The sequence below is a fragment of the Niveispirillum sp. KHB5.9 genome (genome assembly GCF_048066115.1).
Taxonomy (GTDB): domain Bacteria; phylum Pseudomonadota; class Alphaproteobacteria; order Azospirillales; family Azospirillaceae; genus Niveispirillum.
In genome coordinates this window covers 38,756-58,431 of record NZ_JBLTYX010000019.1, presented here as the reverse complement: position 1 = coordinate 58,431, position 19,676 = coordinate 38,756, and the positions used below count along the sequence as shown (strand labels likewise).

Sequence of the window (19,676 nt, the reverse complement as noted above, 5' to 3'; positions counted from 1 at the left end):
GGTCCTTCGGTTACCCGGAAGCCAGGAGCTTACCGACGGTCATTGCCCATGACCGTCGGAGGCCGGCGACTGCCGGCCCGCGCCACGTGGCGCGTAAGCCAAGCCGCCGGATGGCGGCGCCCGGCGCCTGAGGGAACATGCAAACTTCTTACATCTTCACCATGATCCTGGCGTAGGCGTAGGTGCCACGCACATCGTAGGAATAGATGTCGAAATTGATCGGGTTGTTGGCGGCCGATGCCGGCGGCATGCGGTCGAAGACATTGTCGACGCCCAGGGTGAAGCTCGTCCCGCTCTCCTCCAGCGTGTAGCCAAGCTGAAGGTCGTGCATGAAGACCTCCTTCACGCGGCCGCCATTGACGGCATTGTTGGGGATGTCGGCCATGTCGCCGATATAGCGGGTCTTCCAGCCGGCATCCCAGGCCCCGCTGCTCCAGCGTAGCGACGCCTGACCCTTCCAGCGGGGGTAGGAGGATCGCGGCGTGTCGGACTTGCCGGTGCGTTCATCCTTCAGCACGCTGCCATCGGCCTGAGGCACGTAATTGATGAAATGGATCAGGCGGGCGGCGTCCAGCAGTGCGGTGAAATGACCGATCTCCGTGTCGAAGCCGTAGCGCAGGGTGGCATCCACGCCCTCCACCTTGATGCGGCTGAAATTCTGCACCACCTGGCGCAGGTTCAGGATTTCACCGGTGGCCGCGTCACGGCGGACCAGATCGCAATAGGGCCCGCCCAGATTGGCGCAGTTGTTCAGGATCTGCTGCGGCGTCTGTGACGCGATGGCATCATCCACGGTGATGGAATACCAGTCGGAGGTCAGCGACAGGCCATCCGCCCAAGTGGGCGTGTAGGAGAAGCCCGCACTCCAGGTATCGGCGGTTTCCGGGTCCAGATCGGTATTGCCGCCGATCGTGCCCTTCAGCAACCCGTTGCCGTAACGGGTCTGGGTATAGGCGGTGGGCACGCCGGCGCAACCCGCCCGGCCCGCACCGCCGCCATTGCAGGGATCGGTGCCCTGGAACTGCGTCTCACGCGTCCCCTGGTAATATTCCAGGATCGACGGGGCCCGGAACCCTTCGGAGAAGGTGCCGCGTACCAGCAGATCGTCATAGGGGCGGTAGGACAGGCCGAACTTGGTCGTGCTGGCGCTGCCGAAGGTGGAATAGTCCGAGTACCGCACCGCCGCTGACAGGTCGAGCGACTGTACCGCCGGCAGGTCGGCCAGCAGCGGCAGGTTCAGTTCCATATAGGCTTCGCGCAGATCGTAGGACCCGTTGGTCGGCTCGCGCGTCGGGGCCGAGGTGGCGGCCAGGCCCGTCACATAGACCGGCGTGGCATTCACGCCTCGGTCGGGCCGGTCATAGGCGGTTTCCTTGCGGTATTCCACGCCGGCCGCCACGCCGACCTCACCCGCCGGCAGGTCGAACAGCGCGCCGGAGACATTGAAGGTGGCGTCGTACTGGCCGGTGCCGTTCTCGTCGCGGGAATTATAGCGGATATAATCGGCCATGGCGGGCGTCATCACGCCGAACAGATCGACGGGCACGCAGCCATTGGCCCGGCATCGGTCGTTGGGGCCCAAAGCCAGGGCCAGCTTGTCATAGCTGATCTGGTTGAACTGCTTGAACACCGCATCATTCTTGGAATAGCTGAAGAACGCATCCCAGCGCCAATTGCCCATCAGCTCCGTCTTGCCTTCCAGCCCCACGGTGCTGCGGAACGTGTCGACGGTCTGGATATTGTTGCGGTCGCCCACCGTCTCCGGAACGATCTGGATACGGAAGGCACTGCCGGAAAAGGCCCGGTCATAGGGGTTGAACGGGTGATCGGCCCCGATGGAGAAGCCGTTGCTGCCGCGCACATCCAGCAGGAAGGGCGAGAAGAGCTGGGCAGATTCGCGGCGGTTATAGAGCAGCTCCGCCTTGAACTCAATGTCGTCGGACAGGTCGGTGGTCACCCGGCCGAACAGGCCCGCGCGTTCGCTGGGGCCGCCCGCGTACTTGCCCTGGACCAGGGTGTTGTAATCATCATCGGGCAGGCGGGCGGTGCGGAAATCGGCGGCACTGGTGCCGGAAGCACCGGGAATGCGGGTCAGCGGGGCCGCCGCCGTGGAGATGCCGTTCAACTGGTACAGGCCGCGCGGGCTGGTCGGCGGGGCGGTCAGCGGGGTCAGCGCCCGGCGCGTTAGGGCCCGATCCTCGGTCAGGATCTTGGTGGTGTCGACGTAAGAGGCCGACAGCAGGATGGAGCCATTGTCGAAGCTGTGGCCGTAATTCACCTCACCGCTGATCGAGCGGCCGTCGCCTTCCGTGGTGATGCCGCTTTGCAGCTTGGCCTCGAACCCGTCCAGCTTCTTGCGGGTGATGACATTGACCACGCCGGCGATGGCGTCGGCGCCATAGATGGCCGATGCGCCATCCTTCAGCACCTCGATCGTTTCCACGATGCCCATGGGGATGGTGTTCAGATCGACGAAATCGCGGAAGCCGCGCCCGCCGGCGGCATTGACCCAGCGATGCCCGTCCACCAGTACCAGCACGCGGTTGCCGCTGCCTTCCACGCTGCCCAGGTTGCGCAGGTTGATGGCCGAGACGCCGAAGGATGTCCCCTGGGTGCCGTTGGAATTCAGGCTGACACCGGCACCCGGCAGGTCCTGCAGCAGCTGCCCGACGGAGACGGGGGCGGCGTTCAGGATGTCTTCGGCCGTGATGGTGGTCAGCGGGCCGACCGACAGCGCGTCACGCCGCACGATGCGCGATCCGGTGACCACGATCTCATCCAACTGGTCGGCATCGCCCGATTGGGCCAGAACTTGCGAAGGCGAGGCCAGCAGAACCGACAATAGAGCGAGGGAACTGCCGGCCAACAGGCGGGCCGTGCGACGTGATCTCATCTTCTTATACCCCTGTTCCCTGGTGCCCGTCCTGCAAACATACGGCGGTCACCAATTGATTGTGGGGTAACAGTAGGAACGTGTCGCGACCCATAACAACGACATGATATATCCCAATAAGGGCATACCAAAATCGTTATGGGATGGCGGGCCGCGCGCCTTCTCCCGCACCTTTGGGTGTGCTGGAATATCGATGGCGGAGGGCGGGCCGATGAAGGTGAATATCCGCAACCTGGAAGCCTTCCGCGAAACCATGCGCACAGGCTCCGCCACCGCCGCCGCGCGCAAGCTGGGCATAAGTCAGCCGGCCATCAGCCGCCTGCTGGCGCAATGCGAGGAACAGGTCGGGTTCGACATCTTCCACCGCGAGAATGGCCGCCTGATCCCCACGCCCGAAGCCGCCATCCTGTTCGAGGCGGTGGACAATGCGCTCAACGGGCTGAGCCGCGTGGCGCAGATGGCGGAGAACATCTCGGCCTTCCGCATCGGGGAATTGCGCATCGTCGCCCCGCCCAGCCTGGTGGAGGGGCCGCTGGCCCGTGCCATCGCCAGCTTCATGGGCCTTTATCCCGAGGTGCGGGTGACCATCGACCCGCGCGACCTGGACACGGCGCGCGAGCTGGTGGTGGGCCGGTCCTTCGACCTGGGCTTCTATCCGCCCGGCGTGCATCCGGGCCTGAAATACGAGAAACTCATCACCACGGAGACGGTCTGCGTCCTGCCGCAGGATCATCCGCTGACCGCGCTGGAGACGATCCGGCCGCAGGACCTGAAGGGCCAGCCCCTGGTGCTGACCGGCAAGGGCCGCTATTCCCGCGTGCTGGTGGAGGAGGCGTTCCAGCGGGCGAATGTCTATCCGGAGGTGCGGCTGGAAACCCACACGATCGGATCGGCCTGCATCTTCGCAAGCCTGGGCATCGGCATCGCCATCGTCAACGAGCTGATGGCCACCTCCTATGTCGGCCATGGCGTCGCCATCCGCCGCTTCCGCCCGCGCATCCCGCATGATTATGCGTTCATGATGGCGGAAAACGTGCCCCTGCCGAAAGCCGCACAAGCTTTCATGGCCCATTGCCGAACTTCGTTCGGCTGATTTACACAGCGCCCTCAGACGCCGGGCGCCGCCATCCGGCGGCTTGGCTTACGCGCCCACGTGGGCGCGGGCCGGCAGTCGCCGGCCTCCAACGGCATGAGGCAATCTCACGCCGTTGGCTCACCCTGGCTTCTGCCATTCCATGATCAGGAAGAAGGGCATGCGGCGATAGCGCTCCATCTTCTCCGGCGGGCCGACATGGGGCACGGGTTCGGCGAAATGGCGCAGGATCAGGCCCTGGTCCAGCAGCAGCGACATGTAGCGGCTGAGCGGGCGATGCCAGTTCAGGATGCGGATGCCGCGCCAGCCGACGGCGTCGGCACGCTCCTCCATGTAATGGTCGATGGGGAAATGCTCCCCGCCCTTGCCGTCGGGCGCCCAGCCATCGATGGGACCGGCGGTGTTGAAGCTGGTCAGGTTGGCGATCAGCAGGGTACCGCCCGGCCGCAGCGCTGCGGCCATGCGCGGGATGGCGCGGTTGATATCGGGAATGTCGATCAGGCTGAGATAGGCGACAACAAGGTCGACACCACCGGCCGGCACCGCCATCTCCTCCGCCGTTTCCAGCCGGTAATCGCCCGTGGGGTCCAGGGTCCGGGCGCGGTCCAGCAAAGCCCGCGTCGGGTCGATGCCGGTGGTGCGGATACCCAGGTCGCGCAGGATGCGGCAGAACCGCCCTTCGCCGCAGCCGACATCCAGGGCGGTGCGGAACCCCGATCCCGGATACGCGCGATCATCGGCGCGTCCAGCACGAAGCGCCGGCCGAAATCGCCCTCATCCCCCATGCTGTCGATCCAGGCCTGGGCCGACAGGTCCCAGCCGATATCGCCGTCCCCCATCACAACCCGCTTACCCCAGAAACGATGCGATTTCCGCCAGCACCCGGTCGGGATGCTCGCGATGCGGGACATGGCCGCAACCCGTCAGCACGACCGCCCGTCCGCGCCCCGGTGTCGCGATCCGGTCGGGATGGGCGGTGGAGCCATATTCGTCGCCATCGCCATGCAGGGCCAGCAGCGGACAGGTGACACCTGAAAGACTTTCATCCAGCGTCCAGCCGGCAAAGGCCGGGTCCAGCCAGCTGTCGATCCAGGCCGACAGCACCCAGGCGGCCTTGTCGCCATGATAGCGGGCCAGCCGCGCCACCTGGGCCGGATCGCGGAACTGCGCCTGGGCGACGCGGATGCCGTCCAGGGTGCGATCCTCGACAAAGGCCTGGGCGGCCAGGGTGATTACGGCACGGCAGCGGCCCGGCAGGGCAGCGGCGGTGCCAACGGCCATGCCGCCGCCCACCGAATGGCCCAGGGCCAGGAAGGGGCCGATGCAAAGCGCGTCCAACAGGGCGGGCACTGTCTCTCGCCCCTCCGCCGCCACGAAATCCGGGGTCAGTCGGCCGGGAGGGGCGTCCGACCGGCCGAAGCCCAGCCGGTCATAGGCCAGCACGGGCAGGCCGGTGCCGGCCGCCAGCCTTTCCGGAAAGTCCCGCCACAGCTCCACGCAGCCCAGCGAATCATGGAACAGCAACAGAGTCGGTGCAGCGCTGTCCGCCGCTGCCGGCCGCCAGGTGCGGGTGAACAGATTGTGGTCCGCAACGGGAACCATGCGGTCGCAAACCTGGATCGGCGGGGTCGTTTGGCTGCTCATCACCCTGTCCTGCAAGCGCTGTGGCCCGCATCCTACCCGACTGGACCCGTGTGGCTGAACAGGAACGGCACCATTTTCCAACACTCTGGCGACCGGTTCGCGCTGGACGGAAGGGGGCATCGCTGTCGCATAATGCCGGCCCTTCCGTTCGGACCCAGGTGAAGGCAGCAAGCATGAACAACAAGATCGCGCATTCCGCTTCCGTCAACCGCCGCCAACTGCTGGCCGGCACCGCGTCGCTGGCCATGCTGGGGCTGGTGCCCCGTGCCGGTGCCGCCGCCGGCGATGCCGGGACCAAGGCTGATGCCTTCCTGAACCAGCTCAGCGATACGCTGCTGTCCTGGTATCCGGAGAATGCCACGCAGTTGGGCATCGACAAGGACCGGCATGCGGGTTTGCGCGCCGTGCTGGGCGACCGGTCGCTGGCGGGGATCGAGGCGCAGCGCGGCGTGGTGAAGCAGCAGCTGGTTGCCGTGAAGGCGCTGGACCGCAGCGGCCTGCCGTCGGAAATGCTGGCCAATCTGGAGGTGGCGCAGGCGTCCCTGGAACTGTCGGTCACCGGTCATGGCTTCCGCTTCGGCGACATGGCCATGCTGAACCAGAGCTATTCCTACCGCAACAGCCCCTATGCCGTGGCCCAGAACCTGGGTGCCTTCGTGGAGATCCCCGATTTCCTGACCAGCCAGCACAAGATCGAGGCCAAGGATGATGCCGACAGCTATCTGTCGCGCCTGACCGCCTATGGCACGGCGTTGGATGCGGAGACGGAACGGCTGCGGCTGGAGGGTGGCCAGGGCTATAGGCTGCCCGACTTCCTGTTGGACAAGGCCATCGGCCAGATGACCCGCGCCCTGGCCATCCCCGTGGCCGAATGGGAGATCGTGAAGCATTTCGAGGCCGGCGCCAAAACGGTCGGCCATGCCGGCGGCACCGACGCCGCGCGCATCGCCACCGACAAGGTGCTGCCGGCGCTGAAACGGCAATTGGCGGCGTTCGAGACGCAGCGCAAGGGGGCGCGCAGCGATGCCGGCGCCTGGGCCCTGCCGCAGGGCAGCGACTATTACGCCTGGTCGCTGAGTGCCGCCACCACCACCAGCCTGTCGCCGGACGAGGTGCATGCCATGGGGCTGGCGCAGCTGAAGGAGTTGCAGGGCCGCATGGACCCGCTGCTGCGCGCCCAGGGCCTGACCCAGGGCAGCGTGGGGGAGCGCATGGCCGCACTGGGCAAGGACCCCAAATATCTCTGGTCGAACGACGACAAGGGACGGGCGGAACTGCTGGCCTATATCAATGGCCGCGTCGATGATATCCGGGCCCGCATGCCCCAGGCCTTCAACACGCTGGTGCCCGGCAAGCTGGTGGTCAAGCGCGTGCCGGTGTCCATCGAGGCCGGTGCCCCCGGCGGTTATGCCAGTGCCGGATCGATGGATGGGACGCAGCCCGGCTCCTATTACATCAATCTGCGCGACACCAGCATGTGGCCGCGCCACGCCCTGCCGACCTTGAGCTATCACGAGGGCATCCCCGGCCATGTCTGGCAGGGGGAATACAGCTTCAAGCTGCCGCTGATCCGCACCCTGCTGGCCTACAGCGCCTATACCGAGGGCTGGGCGCTTTATGCCGAACAGCTGGCGGATGAGCTGGGCGTGTACAAGGAGGACCCGGTGGGCCAGCTGGGCTATCTGCAATCCATGGCGTTTCGCGCCTGCCGGCTGGTGGTGGATACCGGCATCCATGCCAAGCGCTGGACGCGCCAGCAGGCCATCGACTGGTTCGTCACCAATAATGGCTCCACCGCCGTGCAGGTGGCGGGCGAGGTCGATCGCTACTGCTCCTGGCCGGGTCAGGCCTGCGCCTACAAGATCGGGCATTCGCAGATCAACCGCGTGCGTGATGATCTGAAGGCGAAGCTGGGGGCCAAGTACGCGTTCAAGAGCTTCAACGACGCGCTGGTGATGACGGGCAATGTGCCTCTGTCGCGGCTGGGTGCGCTGGTGGAAGCACGCCTGACGGCATGAAATACCGAGTGCGACCATAAGGACGGGTTGGATGCCCATAATCGCGGGTCATGGGGACTTGTGCCCCTGGCCCGCGACGCCTACCTTAAGACCCATGCGCTTCCTGGCCACCCTTCTGCTGCTTGCGGCGTTCCTGATGAACGTTCCTGGGCTTCACGCCCGGGACCTGTCGCACAGCCATGCCGGCACGGGACATGGGCATATGCAGGCCGCGGTGAGCCACGCGCCCGCCGGCAGCTTCTCCACCGATTGCCATCATGAGTGCAGCCACATCCATGTGGCCGACCATGTCCGTACGGCACGAGTGGTGGAGCCTGTGGTGTGGAGCCAGACGGCCTATCCGGCCCTGGCGCCCGTCCTGCCGGAAAGCGCCGATCCGGCCCTGCCCGACGAACCCCCGCGCGCCTGACGAACCGATCCCCGTCACCGGTGCCCTTGGTGGCGCCTGAGATCCGTTCGTCACTCGCGGAGTATCCATGCGGCTGCATTATGCGGTCGCCCTGGCGATTTCCATCGCCGGGGCCCCGGCGGCATGGGCGCAAACAGCGCCCGCCGCCGCCCCATCCCTGCTTGAAACCACCTCCCTGCTGACGCCAGAGACGGCCATCGCCCGCGCGCTGGAATCCGCCCCGCGCGGTCTGGCGGCACGCGCTCGGCTGGATGCCGCCGGTGGTGCCGTCACCCAGGCCGACACCAGCCCCAATCCGGAGGTCGGGTTCGAGCTGGAAAACTTTTCCGGTTCCGGCCCCTACAAGGATTTCCGGTCGTCGGAACGTACCTACAGCCTGTCCCAGACGGTCGAGCTGGGCGGCAAACGCGGTCGTCGGACGCAAGCCGCCCGTGCCGCCCGTGACGTGGCGGCGGCCGACCTGGACCTGGCGCGGCTGGACCTGACCCGCGACGTGCGCCTGGCCTTCAGCGAGGCGGTGGCGGCATCGCGGCAGGTGGAGCTGGCCCGCGACGGGCTGCGTCTGGCCGTGGCGGTGGAAGACGCCATCAAGGCCCGCGTGGAGGCGGGGCGTGAGGCGCCCATCCAGGCCAACCGCGCCGACATCGCCCGCCGGCAGGCCCAGTTGGAAGTCGACAAGGCGGGCCGCCGACAGACGGCGGCGCGCCAGGTGTTGGCCGGGCTGACGGGGCTGGACCCGGCTGGCCTGCAACTGGATGAGGGCTGGTTCTCCCGCATCGACGGGGTGGAACCGCAGGCGGCGGGCGAGGCGCCCGACCTGCGCCGGCTGCAGGCCGAAGCGGCGCGCGGGCGCGCGGAACTGTCGGTGGAACAGGCGAAACTGGTTCCCGACGTGACGCTCTCCGCCGGCTTCCGGCAGTTCAAGGAGGATGGGGAGAACGCCTTCCTGGTGGGGGTCAGCGTCCCCATCCCCATCTTCGACAGCAACCGTGGCGGTATTGCAAAAGCACGCGCCGATCTGGTGGCGGCGGAGGCCGATCTGGCGGCCGAGCGCATCGACCTGGAACGCCGCCTGACGGCCGCCCGCTTCAACCTGGCCGCCGCGCGCGATACGGCGACCAGCCTGCGTGACAGCATCATCCCCACGGCGGAGCAGGCCTTCGCCCTGGCCAATGAAGGCTATGGCCAGGGCAAGTTCTCCTACCTGGAGGTGCTGGAGGCGCAGCGCACCCTGGTGGAGGCGCGCACCGACCTGATCAACGCCTTCCAGGGTTTCCATGACGCGCGGGCGGAGCTGGAACGGCTGACCGCCCAGGGCGCGGAGGTGACGAAATGAACATCACGAAGAAGACCATCCTGGCCGGCGTGTCCGCCCTGGCCCTGCTGCTGGCCGGCGGTTACGCGATCTCCGCCGTCACCGGTAAGGACAAGCCCAGCACCACCAAATCCGCCGACAGCCATGACCATGGCGGGGGCGAAAGTCATGACGAACATGGGGAAGAGGGTGGCGGCGCCATCCACATGGATGCCGCCCGCATTGCCCGCGCCAAGATCACCCTGGTGGAGGCCGGGCCCGCCGCCGTGTCCCGCGACATCCGGGTCATGGGCACGGTGGTGGCCGATGCCGACAAGCTGGTGCACGTGACCCTCCGCGTCTCCGGCATCGTGACGGAGGTGCATAAGCGCCTGGGCGAGCCGGTCCAGCCCGGCGACGTGCTGCTGGTCCTGGACAGCCGCGACCTGGCCGAAGCCAAGGCGGACTATCTGTCGGCCCAGCGCCGCGAAGCCTTGGCCAGCACCAACCTGGTGCGGGAGGAGGGGCTGTGGCGCAAGAAGGTCTCCGCCGAGCAGGACTTCCTGACGGCCAGGATGGAGGCGGAGACGGCGCGTATCACCCTGGCCACATCGCGCCAGCGGCTGTCGGTGCTGGGCCTGTCGGCGGCGGAGATCGCGGGCCTGGACAAAAGGTCGGCCGATCTGGGCCGGCTGGAGGTGCGTTCCCCCATCGCCGGCCGCGTCATCGGGCGCGAGGCGGTGCGCGGTGAGCTGCTGGCGGCGGAGAAGGAGGTGTTCTCCGTGGCCGACCTGTCCAGCGTCTGGGTGGAACTGCCCGTCTATGCCGCTGACCTGTCGCTGGTGCGCGAAGGCCAGCCCGTCAGCCTGACGGGACAGGGTGGGCGTGCGGCCGACGGCAGGGTGGTGTCGGCCGGCGCCACGCTGGACCCGCAGACCGGGGCGGCCCGTGTCGTGGCGGCATTGGATAACAGCGACGGCGAATGGCGGCCCGGCGATTTCGGGTCCGGCACGATCCAGGCGGGCGGGGAGATGGCGGACATCGCCGTTCCGGCCAGCGCGTTGCAAGTGCTGAACGGCGAAACCATGGTCTTCGTGCGCAATGATGAGGGGTTCGAACCGCGGGTGGTGGAGGTCGGCCGGCGCAACAGCCGCCATGCCGAGATCGTCTTCGGCCTGTTCGCGGGTGAGAAGGTGGCCGCCGGCAACACCTTCCTGTTGAAGGCCGAAGCCTCGCGGGGCGAAGCCGCCCACAGCCATGCGCATTGACGGGAGGGGATGATGATCGAACCCATCCTGTCCTTCGCCATCCGGCGCCGCTTCCTGGTGGTGCTGCTGGTGGCGGTCGCCTCCCTGTTCGGGGCGCGGTCGCTGCTGCAACTGCCCATCGATGCCGTTCCCGACATCACCAACAACCAGATCCAGATCACTACGCTTGCACCCGCCCTGTCGCCGTTCGAGATCGAACAGCAGGTGACCTACCCGGTGGAAACCGCGCTCGCCGGTATCGCCGGGCTGGAAAGCACGCGGTCGATTTCCGTCAACGGCCTGTCGCAGGTGACGGCCATTTTCGGGGAAAAGGTGGATATCTATTTCGCCCGCCAGCAGGTGGGTGAACGCCTGAACGAGGCGCGCGAAGGTCTGCCCCCCGGCCTGTCGCCCACCATGGGCCCGATCTCCACCGGCCTGGGTGAGGTCTATATGTGGACCGTGGAATATGGTCCCTTCGACGCCGCCAAAGCCAAGGCCGGTCAGACGGGTTGGCAGCCGGATGGCAGCTACCGCACGCCGGAAGGGGAGATCCTGTCCACCGAGGTGGAGCGGGCAACCTATCTGCGTACGGTCCAGGACTGGATCGTGGCGCCGCAGATGAAGGGTGTCGCCGGCGTGGCCGGCATCGACACGATCGGCGGCCATGTGCGCCAGTACCATGTGCTGCCCGACCCGGTGCGGCTGGTCAGTTTCGGACTGACCTTCGCCGACCTGTCCCAGGCGCTGGAACGTGCCAATCAGAGCCTGGGTGCCGGACAGCTGGAACGGAACGGGGAGCTGTTCATCGTCCGCTCCGACGGCCGCATCTCCACCGCCCAGCAGATCGCCGGCGTGGTCGTGGCCACGCGTGGCGGCGTGCCCGTGCGCCTGTCCGATGTGGCCACCGTCCAGACCGGTCAGGAACTGCGCACCGGGTCGGCCAGCGAGAATGGGCGCGAGGTGGTGGTGGGCACCGCCCTGATGCTGATCGGGCAGAACAGCCGTACCGTGGCCGATGCGGTGGATGCCAAGCTGCAGGATATCCGCCGTTCCCTGCCCGCCGACATCATCGCCAAGACGGTGCTGGACCGCACCGACCTGGTGGGGGCGACCATCAAGACAGTGGCCAGGAACCTGACCGAGGGGGCCCTGCTGGTCATCGCGGTTTTGTTCGGGCTGCTGGGCAATATCCGCGCGGCCCTGATCACGGCGCTCGTCATTCCCGTCACCATGCTGATGACGGCGACGGGGATGCTGGAGGCCGGGGTCAGCGCCAATCTGATGAGCCTGGGCGCCCTGGATTTCGGCCTGATCGTCGATGGGGCCGTGATCATCGCGGAGAACTGCCTGCGCCGGCTGGGGGAGCGCCAGCACCATCTGGGCCGCGTCCTGACGCTGAGGGAACGGCTGGCGGAGGTGATGGACGCATCGAAGGAGATGATCCAGCCCTCGGTCTATGGCCAGGCCATCATCATCACCGTCTATCTGCCGCTGCTGACCTTCACCGGGGTGGAAGGCAAGATGTTCCAGCCGATGGCGCTCACCGTCATCATCGCCCTGGTGGCGGCCTTCATCCTGTCTTTGACCCTGGTGCCGGCGCTGATCGCCATCTTCGTGTCGGGCAAGGTGGAGGAGAAGGAGAACGCCATCATCCGCCGGGCCGGCACCTGGTACCGCCCGCTGCTGGAACGGGCGCTGGCGGCACCGGCCAGGGCCGCCGGCATCGCCGGTGCCCTGTTCGCCCTGTCGCTTTTGCTGTTCACGCAGCTGGGCCAGGAATTCATCCCGCAGCTGGATGAGGGCGATGTAGCGCTGAACGCCTTCCGCATCCCCAGCACCAGCCTGGCCCAGGGCACCGAACAACAGCTGGAGATCGAAAGGACCGTTGCCGCCTTTCCGGAAGTGGCCTTCGCCTTTTCCAAGACCGGCACGGCGGAGATCGGTACCGACGTGATGCCGCCCGGCATCTCCCACATGTTCGTGATGCTGAAGCCGCGCGACGAATGGCCCGATCCCGGCCTGTCCAAGGCGGAACTGGTGGCCAGGCTGGAAGCGGCCGTCGGGTCGCTGCCCGGCCAGGTGTACGAGGTCAGCCAGCCCATCCAGCTGCGCTTCAACGAGTTGCTGGCCGGCGTGCGCGGCGATGTCGCCATCAAGGTGTTCGGCGATGATTTCGAGACGTTGCTGGACACGGCCAACAAAATCTCCGCCATCGTGCAGGCGGTGCCGGGGGCGGCCGATGTGCGCGTCGAACAGGTCTCCGGTGCCTCCTTCATGAATGTGGAGGTGGACCGCGACCGGGCGTCCCGCTTCGGCCTGTCGGTGGCCGACGTGCAGGAGGTGCTGGCCGTGGCCGTGGGTGGGCGTGAGGCGGGGCTGGTCTATCAGGGCGACCGCCGCTTCGACATCCTGGTCCGCCTGCCCGACGGGCTGCGCAACGATCCCGACGCCTTGGCCACCCTGCCCATCCCGCTGCCGGCGGGTGAGGGGGAGGGCGCGCGCACGGTGCCGCTGGGCGAGGTGGCGAGTATCCGCTTCGCCGAAGGCCCCAACCAGATCAGCCGCGAGAACGGCAAGCGCCGCATCGTGGTGCAGGCCAATGTCCGCGGTCGCGATATCGGGTCCTTCGTGACGGAGGCGCAGGAGCGCCTCGCCACCCAGGTGCAGGTGCCGGCCGGATACTGGGTCGATTGGGGCGGGCAGTTCGAAAACCTGATCGCGGCGCGCGAGCGGCTGTCGGTCGTGGTGCCGGCCTGTTTCGCGCTGATCTTCCTGCTGCTGTACAGCGCGCTCGGGTCCGGACGCGACGCGATGCTGGTGTTCAGCGGCGTGCCGCTGGCGCTCACCGGCGGCATCCTGGCGCTGTTCCTGCGCGGCATGCCGTTTTCCATCTCCGCCGCGGTGGGGATGATCGCGCTCTCGGGCATCGCCGTGCTGAACGGTCTGGTCATGCTCTCCTATATCCGCCAGCTGCGGCTGTCGGGCATGGGGCTGGACCAGGCCGTGCGGGAAGGGGCCTTCACGCGTTTGCGCCCCGTGCTGATGACCGCCCTGGTGGCCAGCCTGGGCTTCGTGCCCATGGCCCTGTCCACCGGTGTGGGGGCGGAGGTGCAGCGGCCCATCGCCACCGTGGTCATCGGCGGCCTGATCACCGCCACCCTGCTGACCCTGATCCTGCTGCCCGCCCTTTATCGCCGCTTCGCCGCCCCGATCCAGCCGGCGGAAGAGGATGAGGCGCCGACGCCCGTCCCGACCGCCCATTGAAAATCCCAAGAGGAGAAGAACCATGTTGAAATCGTTTCTGACCGCCGCCCTCATTGCCCTGATGCCCGTAGCGGCGATGGCCGCCGACGGCCATGGCCACGCCGCCAAGGGGCCGCATGGCGGGCTTATCCAGGATGTGGCCGGGATGGAGGCCGAACTGGTCGTCGGCACCGGCACCGTTGCCGTGTACCTGTCCGACCATGGCGCCAAGACCGTATCGCCGGAGGGTGTGCAGGGCAGCCTGCTGCTGACCCAGGGTACGACCCGCGTGGGCACCATCGCCCTGAAGCCGGCGGGCGACCGGCTGGAAGGCACGGGCGCGGTGCCGGACGGTGCCGATATCGTGCTGAGCCTGCGCACGACAGATGGCAAGACCGGCCAGGCCAAGTATGAATTGGGTGGTCATTCGCACTGAGGCGTATCGAGCATCGGGGGAACCCCATGGGTCACGACCATCATCACGACCATGCCGACCATGACCATGGCGGCCACAGCCACGATCATGGCGGCCCGCTGGGCCCCGCCACGGAACTGGCGCTGGCGATCGCCAGCGGCGTGGTGCTGGCGGTGGGCTATGGCGTGGAAAAGCTGGTGGACGGCCCCGGCTGGGTTCCCCTGACGCTCTATGTCCTTTCCTTCCTGCTGGGCGGGCTCTTCACGGTGCGCGAGGCCGTGGAGAACCTGCGGCGGAAGAAATTCGAGATCGATACACTGATGCTGGTGGCTGCCGCCGGGGCCGCCAGTCTGGGGGCCTGGGCGGAAGGGGCCTTGCTGCTGTTCCTGTTCGCGCTGGGCCATGCGCTGGAGCATCACGCCATGGGCCGCGCACGCCGCGCGATCGAGGCGCTGGCCGTGCTGGCGCCGCGCACGGCGCTCCGCCGTGGGGTGGATGGGCCGGTGGAGGTATCGGTCGAAGCCCTGGCCCTGGGTGATGTGGTCATCGTGAAGCCCGGTGCCCGCCTGCCCGCCGATGGATTCGTTGTGGCGGGGCGCAGCGGCGTGGATCAGGCGCCGGTGACCGGCGAAAGCATCCCCGTCGACAAGGTCCCCGCGCCCGATCCGGCCGGGGCACGCGCCGCCCCCGACCGGGTGGAACCCGCCCACCGCGCCTTCGCCGGCACCATCAATGGCGATGGGCTGCTGGAGATCGAGGTGACGCGGCTGTCCACCGACAGCACCTTGGCCCGCGTGGTGCGCATGGTGGCCGAGGCCCAGACCCGCAAATCCCCCAGCCAGCGTTTCACCGACCGGTTCCAGCGGGTGTTCGTGCCCCTGGTCCTGGGGCTGGCCGTGCTGCTGCTGTTCGCCTGGGTGGTGGTGGATGAACCGTTCCGTGACAGTTTCTATCGCGCCATGGCGGTGCTGGTGGCGGCCAGCCCCTGTGCGCTCGCCATCGCCACGCCCAGCGCCGTCCTGTCCGGCGTGGCGCGGGCCGCGCGCGGCGGGGTGCTGATCAAGGGCGGGGCGCCGCTGGAACAGTTGGGCGCGGTGACCGCCATCGCGTTTGACAAGACCGGCACCCTGACGGCGGGCCGCCCGCGCCTGACCGATATTGTCCCCGCGCCCGGCGTGACGGAGCACGAACTGCTGTCCATCGCCGTCGCCGTGGAAAGCCTCAGCGACCATCCCCTGGCCCGCGCCGTGGCCCGTGACGGGCGGGAAAGACTGGAAGGTGTGCCGGTTCCGGCGGCATCCGACCTGTCCAGCCTGACGGGCAAGGGCCTGTCGGCCCTGATGGCGGGGCAGAAGGTGCTCGTCGGCAAGGCCGACCTGTTCGGTGCCGATGGCATCACGCCCCTGTCCGATGCCGTTCGCATGGCAGCGGAAAATTTGCGTACGAAGGGCCGCACCACCATGCTGGTCCGCCATGGCGACCGCGACCTGGGTGCCATCGGCTTGATGGACAGCCCCCGGCCGGAAGCCCAACCCAGCCTGGAGAAATTGCGCAGTCTGGGCATCAAGCGGCTGATCGTGATCTCTGGCGATGCCGCGCCAGTGGCCCAGGCCGTGGGCCGGCAGGTGGGCGTGGACGAGGCCTGGGGCGATCTGATGCCCGCCGACAAGGTCGATGCCGTGGGGCGGCTGGCCGATAGCGGCGTGGTGGCCATGGTGGGGGACGGGGTGAATGATGCGCCGGCCATGGCCCGCGCCCATGTCGGCATCGCCATGGGGGCCGCCGGGTCCGACGTGGCGCTGGAGACGGCGGATGTGGCGCTGATGGCCGACAACCTGTCGCACCTGCCCTTCGCCGTGGGCCTCAGCCGGCAGACCCGCGCCATCATCCGCCAGAACCTGGTGGTCAGCCTGGGTGTGGTGGCGCTGCTGGTGCCGGCCACCATCCTGGGCCTGGGCATCGGCCCCGCCGTGGCCCTGCATGAGGGATCGACCCTGCTGGTGGTGTTCAACGCCCTGCGCCTGCTGGCCTGGCGCGGCACGAATTGACTGACGCCTTGGGGGTCGTGTGGGGTATAAGCCCCGCACCCCGTCTAAGAATGTCCGCGTCCAATCATGTCCGCCATCGCCGTCGCCGCCCTGTACCGTTTCCATCCGCTGCCGCAGTTCCGCGATCTGCGCCAACCGCTGTTCGACATGATGGCGGCCCATGGTGTCTGCGGATCGCTGCTACTGGCCGATGAGGGGCTGAACGGCACCATCGCGGGACCTGCCGATGTGATGGACCATGTGGTGGCGGAAATCGCCCGCATCGCCGGCCTGACGGAGCCGTTGCAGCCCCGCTGGTCCCATACCGACGCTCCACCCTTCGGCCGGCTGAAGGTCAGGCTGAAGAAGGAGATCGTGACCATGGGCGTGACGGGCATCGACCCGCTGCGCGCCGTCGGCACCTATGTGGAGCCGGAGGACTGGAACGCGTTGATCAGCGATCCGGACACGATCGTCATCGACACCCGCAACAGTTTCGAGGTCACGCACGGCACCTTCAAGGGTGCCGTCGATCCCGGCACGGCCAGCTTCGGCCAATTCCCCGACTATGTGAAGCGTGAACTGGACCCGGCCAAACACCGCAAGGTCGCCATGTTCTGCACGGGCGGCATCCGGTGTGAGAAGGCCACGGCCTATATGCTGGAACAGGGGTTTGGTGAGGTCTATCACCTGAAGGGTGGCATCCTGAACTATCTGGAACGGATCGGTCCGGCGGACAGTCTGTGGGAAGGCGGTTGCTTCGTCTTTGACGAGCGGGTGGCGCTGGGCCATGGGCTGGTGCCCGTTGCGGGAACCAGTGATGAGCCTTGAACTGATCGCCGTCCTGGGCCTGCTGACCCTGGCCATCATTCTGTTCGCCCGCGGGCGGCCCAGCATGGATGCGGTGGGCCTGATCGTCATCGCGGCCTTGCCCCTGACCGATGTGGTCAGCGTGCCGGAGGTGCTGCGCGGTTTCGCCGATCCCAATGTCGTCCTGATCGCCGCCCTGTTCGTCATCGGCGAGGGGCTGGTGCGCACCGGCGTGGCCCAAGCGCTGGGCGATGGCATGGCCAAGGGGGCGGGGGCCAGCGAGGGGCGGCTGATCACCTTGCTGATGCTGGCGGCGGCGGGGCTGGGATCGTTCATGAGTTCCACCGGTGTGGTGGCGATCTTCATCCCCATCATGCTGCGCATCGCCCGGTCCACCGCACTGCCGCCGGGCCGGCTGATGATGCCGCTATCCATGGCCGCATTGATCAGCGGCATGATGACCCTGGTGGCCACGGCGCCCAACATGGTGGTCAGTGCCGAACTGGAAGCGCGGGGCCATGAAGGTTTCAGCTTCTTCGCCTTCACGCCGTTCGGCATTCCCGTCCTGGTGCTAGCCATCCTCTATATGCTGTTGGTGCGCCGACGCCTGTCCGGCAAGGCGGAACTGCCGCCGCCGCGCCCCGGCATGCGCGACTGGGCGGCCGGCTATGGGCTTATGGGGCGGCAGGTGCGGTTGCTGGTATCGGCGGGGTCGGACCTGGCGGGCAAGCCGCTGGAGACACTGGACCTGCGCGCGTCCGCCGGGGTGAATATCGTCGCCATCGAACGTGGTGCCGGTTTGCGTCATGCCTTCGTGCGGCCGGAGGCGCAGACGGAACTGCGTGGCGGTGACATCCTGCTGTTGGACGTTATCGGCAGTGATTTCGATGCCGCCGCTTTCCAGGCCCAGCATGGATTGACGGAGCTGCCGCTGGACCCGGAGCATGCCGCTGGCCGCACCCAGTATTTCGGCATGGCGGAGGTGATCATTCCGTCCGGTTCCTCCCTGGCCGGACAGTCGCCGATGGAGGCGCGGTTCCGCACCATCCATGATGTGGCCGTGATCGGTGTCCGCCGGGCCAATGCCCCGCTGGAAGGGGTGCCGGCCCGCCGGCGTCTGACCGTGGGCGATACGCTGCTGCTGGCCGGTCCCTGGCGGTCGATCCGCCGCCTGTCCGAACAGCGCCGCGACATGATCCTGCTGGACCTGCCGGAAGAGGCGGAGGAATACGCGCCCAAACGGTCGCGCGCCCCCCATATGCTGGCGGTGCTGCTGGCCGTGGTGGTGTGCATGGCCACGGGCCTGCTGCCCAATGCCCAGGCGGCGTTGCTGGGCTGTCTGGCCCTGGGTGCGCTTGGCATCATGGATATGCGTACGGCCTATCGGTCGATCCACTGGTCGACGCTGGTGCTGATCGCCGGCATGCTGCCCTTCGCTTTGGCGCTGGAACGCACGGGCGGGGTGGCGCTGGCGGCCGATGCTTTGGTCTCCGTTGTGGGCGATGCGCAGCCGCGGCTGATCCTGGCAGCTTTGTTCGCGGTGACGGCAATCCTGGGCCTGTTCATTTCCAACACCGCCACGGCGGTGCTGATGGCGCCGGTGTCGATCTCCATCGCTGGCACGCTGGGTATGGCGCCGGCACCTTTTGCCATGATTGTGGCGCTAGCCGCCTCGACGGCCTTCATGACCCCCGTCTCCTCGCCGGTGAACACGCTGGTGGTGGGGCCTGGCGGCTATCGCTTCATGGATTTCATGCGGATCGGGGTGCCGTTCTCGCTGATTACCATGGCGGTCTGCGTGCTGCTGGTGCCGATCGTCCTACCGTTCTGAACCCAGCCAGCCGGACAATATCCGCGCCCACATCTGGCGCAGCGCCTCATGCCCCGGTGCCGGGCCGGCGGCCAGTTCCTGCATGGCCATGCCGCGCAGCATATAGATGGTCAGCACCATAAGATCGGCCATCTGCGCCAGCCCGTCCGGACCCGGCCGCAAGGCCAGGCCCCAATTGCCGCCTGTTGCCGCCAAGAAGCCGGAGAAGATGGGCGCCAGCCGGGCCCGCAACTCCGCATCCGTGCGCGCAGCCAGCGCCACCTCGAACAGCAGGTCGCGATGGCGGCCGGTATAGAACCGGGTCCAGGCCGCCTCGATCATCGCCGTTAGCCGTGCCTCCACCGGCTGTGCCGGGTCGGGGACGGGCAGGGCCAGGGTGCGGGCGGCCTCCACCGCGCCATGCAGCAACCCCTCCGCCGCCAGGGCCAGCATTTCCGCCTTGGTATCGAAATGATGGGCCCAGGCGCCGCGCGACACGCCGGCCCGCTCCAGGATCACCGACAGCGACGCCCCGGCATGGCCGTGGTCGGCCAGTGCGTCCAGGGTGGCGGCGGCCAGCCGCTGCCGCATCTCGTCACGCCGCACCGACTGGCTGCGGCGGGCCGGCTTTTCCTGGTCGGTTACGCTCATCATGCACCTGAAAGATTCTCTGCTTTCATCATTGCCATGAAACCCTGTTCGATGTAAAAACAAACCAATCGGTCTGTTTTTCAGGCCAGCGACTGCCGGCCCGGCGCCTGAGGGAACAT

14 protein-coding genes are annotated in these 19,676 nt (G+C 67.4%); 10 read left to right on the top strand and 4 right to left on the bottom strand.

Features of this window, described 5'->3' with window-relative positions:
- Positions 1-148: 148 nt before the first annotated feature.
- On the bottom strand, positions 149-2,893 hold the full coding sequence (locus ACM9HJ_RS24410) for a TonB-dependent receptor (RefSeq protein WP_416574391.1): 2,745 nt from the start codon (positions 2,891-2,893) through the stop codon (positions 149-151).
- 211 nt (positions 2,894-3,104) lie between these two features.
- Between ACM9HJ_RS24410 and ACM9HJ_RS24405 the strand changes: the two genes are divergently transcribed.
- The gene (locus ACM9HJ_RS24405; RefSeq protein ID WP_416574390.1) at positions 3,105-3,986 is read left to right on the top strand and encodes a LysR substrate-binding domain-containing protein; all 882 of its coding nucleotides are present in this window, start codon (positions 3,105-3,107) and stop codon (positions 3,984-3,986) included.
- Between the two features lie 120 nt (positions 3,987-4,106).
- Here ACM9HJ_RS24405 and ACM9HJ_RS24400 read toward each other — a convergent pair whose 3' ends face one another.
- The gene (locus tag ACM9HJ_RS24400; RefSeq protein WP_416574429.1) at positions 4,107-4,685 is read right to left on the bottom strand and encodes a class I SAM-dependent methyltransferase; all 579 of its coding nucleotides are present in this window, start codon (positions 4,683-4,685) and stop codon (positions 4,107-4,109) included.
- A gap of 150 nt (positions 4,686-4,835) precedes the next feature.
- Positions 4,836-5,630 (bottom strand): alpha/beta fold hydrolase, encoded by a 795-nt coding sequence (locus tag ACM9HJ_RS24395; RefSeq protein WP_416574389.1) that lies wholly within the window; start codon positions 5,628-5,630, stop codon positions 4,836-4,838.
- A 173-nt stretch (positions 5,631-5,803) separates the two neighbouring features.
- Between ACM9HJ_RS24395 and ACM9HJ_RS24390 the strand changes: the two genes are divergently transcribed.
- From ACM9HJ_RS24390 to ACM9HJ_RS24350, 9 genes are all read left to right on the top strand, one after another.
- Entirely contained in the window at positions 5,804-7,648 is a 1,845-nt protein-coding gene (locus ACM9HJ_RS24390) for a DUF885 domain-containing protein (RefSeq protein ID WP_416574388.1), read from the top strand.
- Positions 7,649-7,784: 136 nt separating this feature from the next.
- A complete protein-coding gene (locus ACM9HJ_RS24385; protein ID WP_416574387.1) occupies positions 7,785-8,057 on the top strand; it encodes a hypothetical protein in 273 nt (90 codons plus the stop codon).
- Positions 8,058-8,124: 67 nt separating this feature from the next.
- Complete coding sequence (locus tag ACM9HJ_RS24380; protein ID WP_416574386.1) at positions 8,125-9,393, top strand: TolC family protein; 1,269 nt, start codon at positions 8,125-8,127, stop codon at positions 9,391-9,393.
- On the top strand, positions 9,390-10,619 hold the full coding sequence (locus ACM9HJ_RS24375) for an efflux RND transporter periplasmic adaptor subunit (RefSeq protein ID WP_416574385.1): 1,230 nt from the start codon (positions 9,390-9,392) through the stop codon (positions 10,617-10,619). Before ACM9HJ_RS24380 ends, ACM9HJ_RS24375 begins: the two co-directional genes overlap by 4 nt.
- Before the next feature lie 12 nt (positions 10,620-10,631).
- Positions 10,632-13,865, top strand: a complete 3,234-nt coding sequence (locus ACM9HJ_RS24370) for an efflux RND transporter permease subunit (RefSeq protein WP_416574384.1) — start codon at positions 10,632-10,634, stop codon at positions 13,863-13,865.
- 22 nt (positions 13,866-13,887) lie between these two features.
- Positions 13,888-14,280 carry a hypothetical protein gene (locus ACM9HJ_RS24365; RefSeq protein ID WP_416574383.1) on the top strand — a complete coding sequence of 131 codons (393 nt, stop codon included), beginning with the start codon at positions 13,888-13,890 and terminating at the stop codon, positions 14,278-14,280.
- Positions 14,281-14,306: 26 nt separating this feature from the next.
- Complete coding sequence (locus ACM9HJ_RS24360; RefSeq protein WP_416574382.1) at positions 14,307-16,307, top strand: heavy metal translocating P-type ATPase; 2,001 nt, start codon at positions 14,307-14,309, stop codon at positions 16,305-16,307.
- A 66-nt stretch (positions 16,308-16,373) separates the two neighbouring features.
- Entirely contained in the window at positions 16,374-17,117 is a 744-nt protein-coding gene (locus tag ACM9HJ_RS24355; RefSeq protein WP_416574381.1) for a rhodanese-related sulfurtransferase, read from the top strand.
- Positions 17,107-18,927 (top strand): SLC13 family permease, encoded by a 1,821-nt coding sequence (locus tag ACM9HJ_RS24350; protein WP_416574380.1) that lies wholly within the window; start codon positions 17,107-17,109, stop codon positions 18,925-18,927. The genes ACM9HJ_RS24355 and ACM9HJ_RS24350 overlap by 11 nt, the downstream gene beginning before the upstream one ends.
- Here ACM9HJ_RS24350 and ACM9HJ_RS24345 read toward each other — a convergent pair.
- Positions 18,916-19,560: a TetR family transcriptional regulator gene (locus ACM9HJ_RS24345; protein ID WP_416574379.1), complete on the bottom strand. Its 645-nt coding sequence runs from the start codon at positions 19,558-19,560 to the stop codon at positions 18,916-18,918. The two genes, ACM9HJ_RS24350 and ACM9HJ_RS24345, sit on opposite strands and share 12 nt — an antisense overlap.
- Positions 19,561-19,676: the final 116 nt, after the last annotated feature.

Coding starts and splice junctions, on each gene's coding strand:
- ACM9HJ_RS24360 (WP_416574382.1), top strand. CDS start 14,307: ATGGGTCACGACCATCATCACGACCATGCCGACCATGACCATGGCGGC.
- ACM9HJ_RS24355 (WP_416574381.1), top strand. CDS start 16,374: ATGTCCGCCATCGCCGTCGCCGCCCTGTACCGTTTCCATCCGCTGCCG.
- ACM9HJ_RS24405 (WP_416574390.1), top strand. CDS start 3,105: ATGAAGGTGAATATCCGCAACCTGGAAGCCTTCCGCGAAACCATGCGC.
- ACM9HJ_RS24375 (WP_416574385.1), top strand. CDS start 9,390: ATGAACATCACGAAGAAGACCATCCTGGCCGGCGTGTCCGCCCTGGCC.
- ACM9HJ_RS24395 (WP_416574389.1), bottom strand. CDS start 5,630: ATGAGCAGCCAAACGACCCCGCCGATCCAGGTTTGCGACCGCATGGTT.
- ACM9HJ_RS24350 (WP_416574380.1), top strand. CDS start 17,107: ATGAGCCTTGAACTGATCGCCGTCCTGGGCCTGCTGACCCTGGCCATC.
- ACM9HJ_RS24365 (WP_416574383.1), top strand. CDS start 13,888: ATGTTGAAATCGTTTCTGACCGCCGCCCTCATTGCCCTGATGCCCGTA.
- ACM9HJ_RS24370 (WP_416574384.1), top strand. CDS start 10,632: ATGATCGAACCCATCCTGTCCTTCGCCATCCGGCGCCGCTTCCTGGTG.
- ACM9HJ_RS24345 (WP_416574379.1), bottom strand. CDS start 19,560: ATGATGAGCGTAACCGACCAGGAAAAGCCGGCCCGCCGCAGCCAGTCG.
- ACM9HJ_RS24410 (WP_416574391.1), bottom strand. CDS start 2,893: ATGAGATCACGTCGCACGGCCCGCCTGTTGGCCGGCAGTTCCCTCGCT.
- ACM9HJ_RS24390 (WP_416574388.1), top strand. CDS start 5,804: ATGAACAACAAGATCGCGCATTCCGCTTCCGTCAACCGCCGCCAACTG.
- ACM9HJ_RS24385 (WP_416574387.1), top strand. CDS start 7,785: ATGAACGTTCCTGGGCTTCACGCCCGGGACCTGTCGCACAGCCATGCC.
- ACM9HJ_RS24380 (WP_416574386.1), top strand. CDS start 8,125: ATGCGGCTGCATTATGCGGTCGCCCTGGCGATTTCCATCGCCGGGGCC.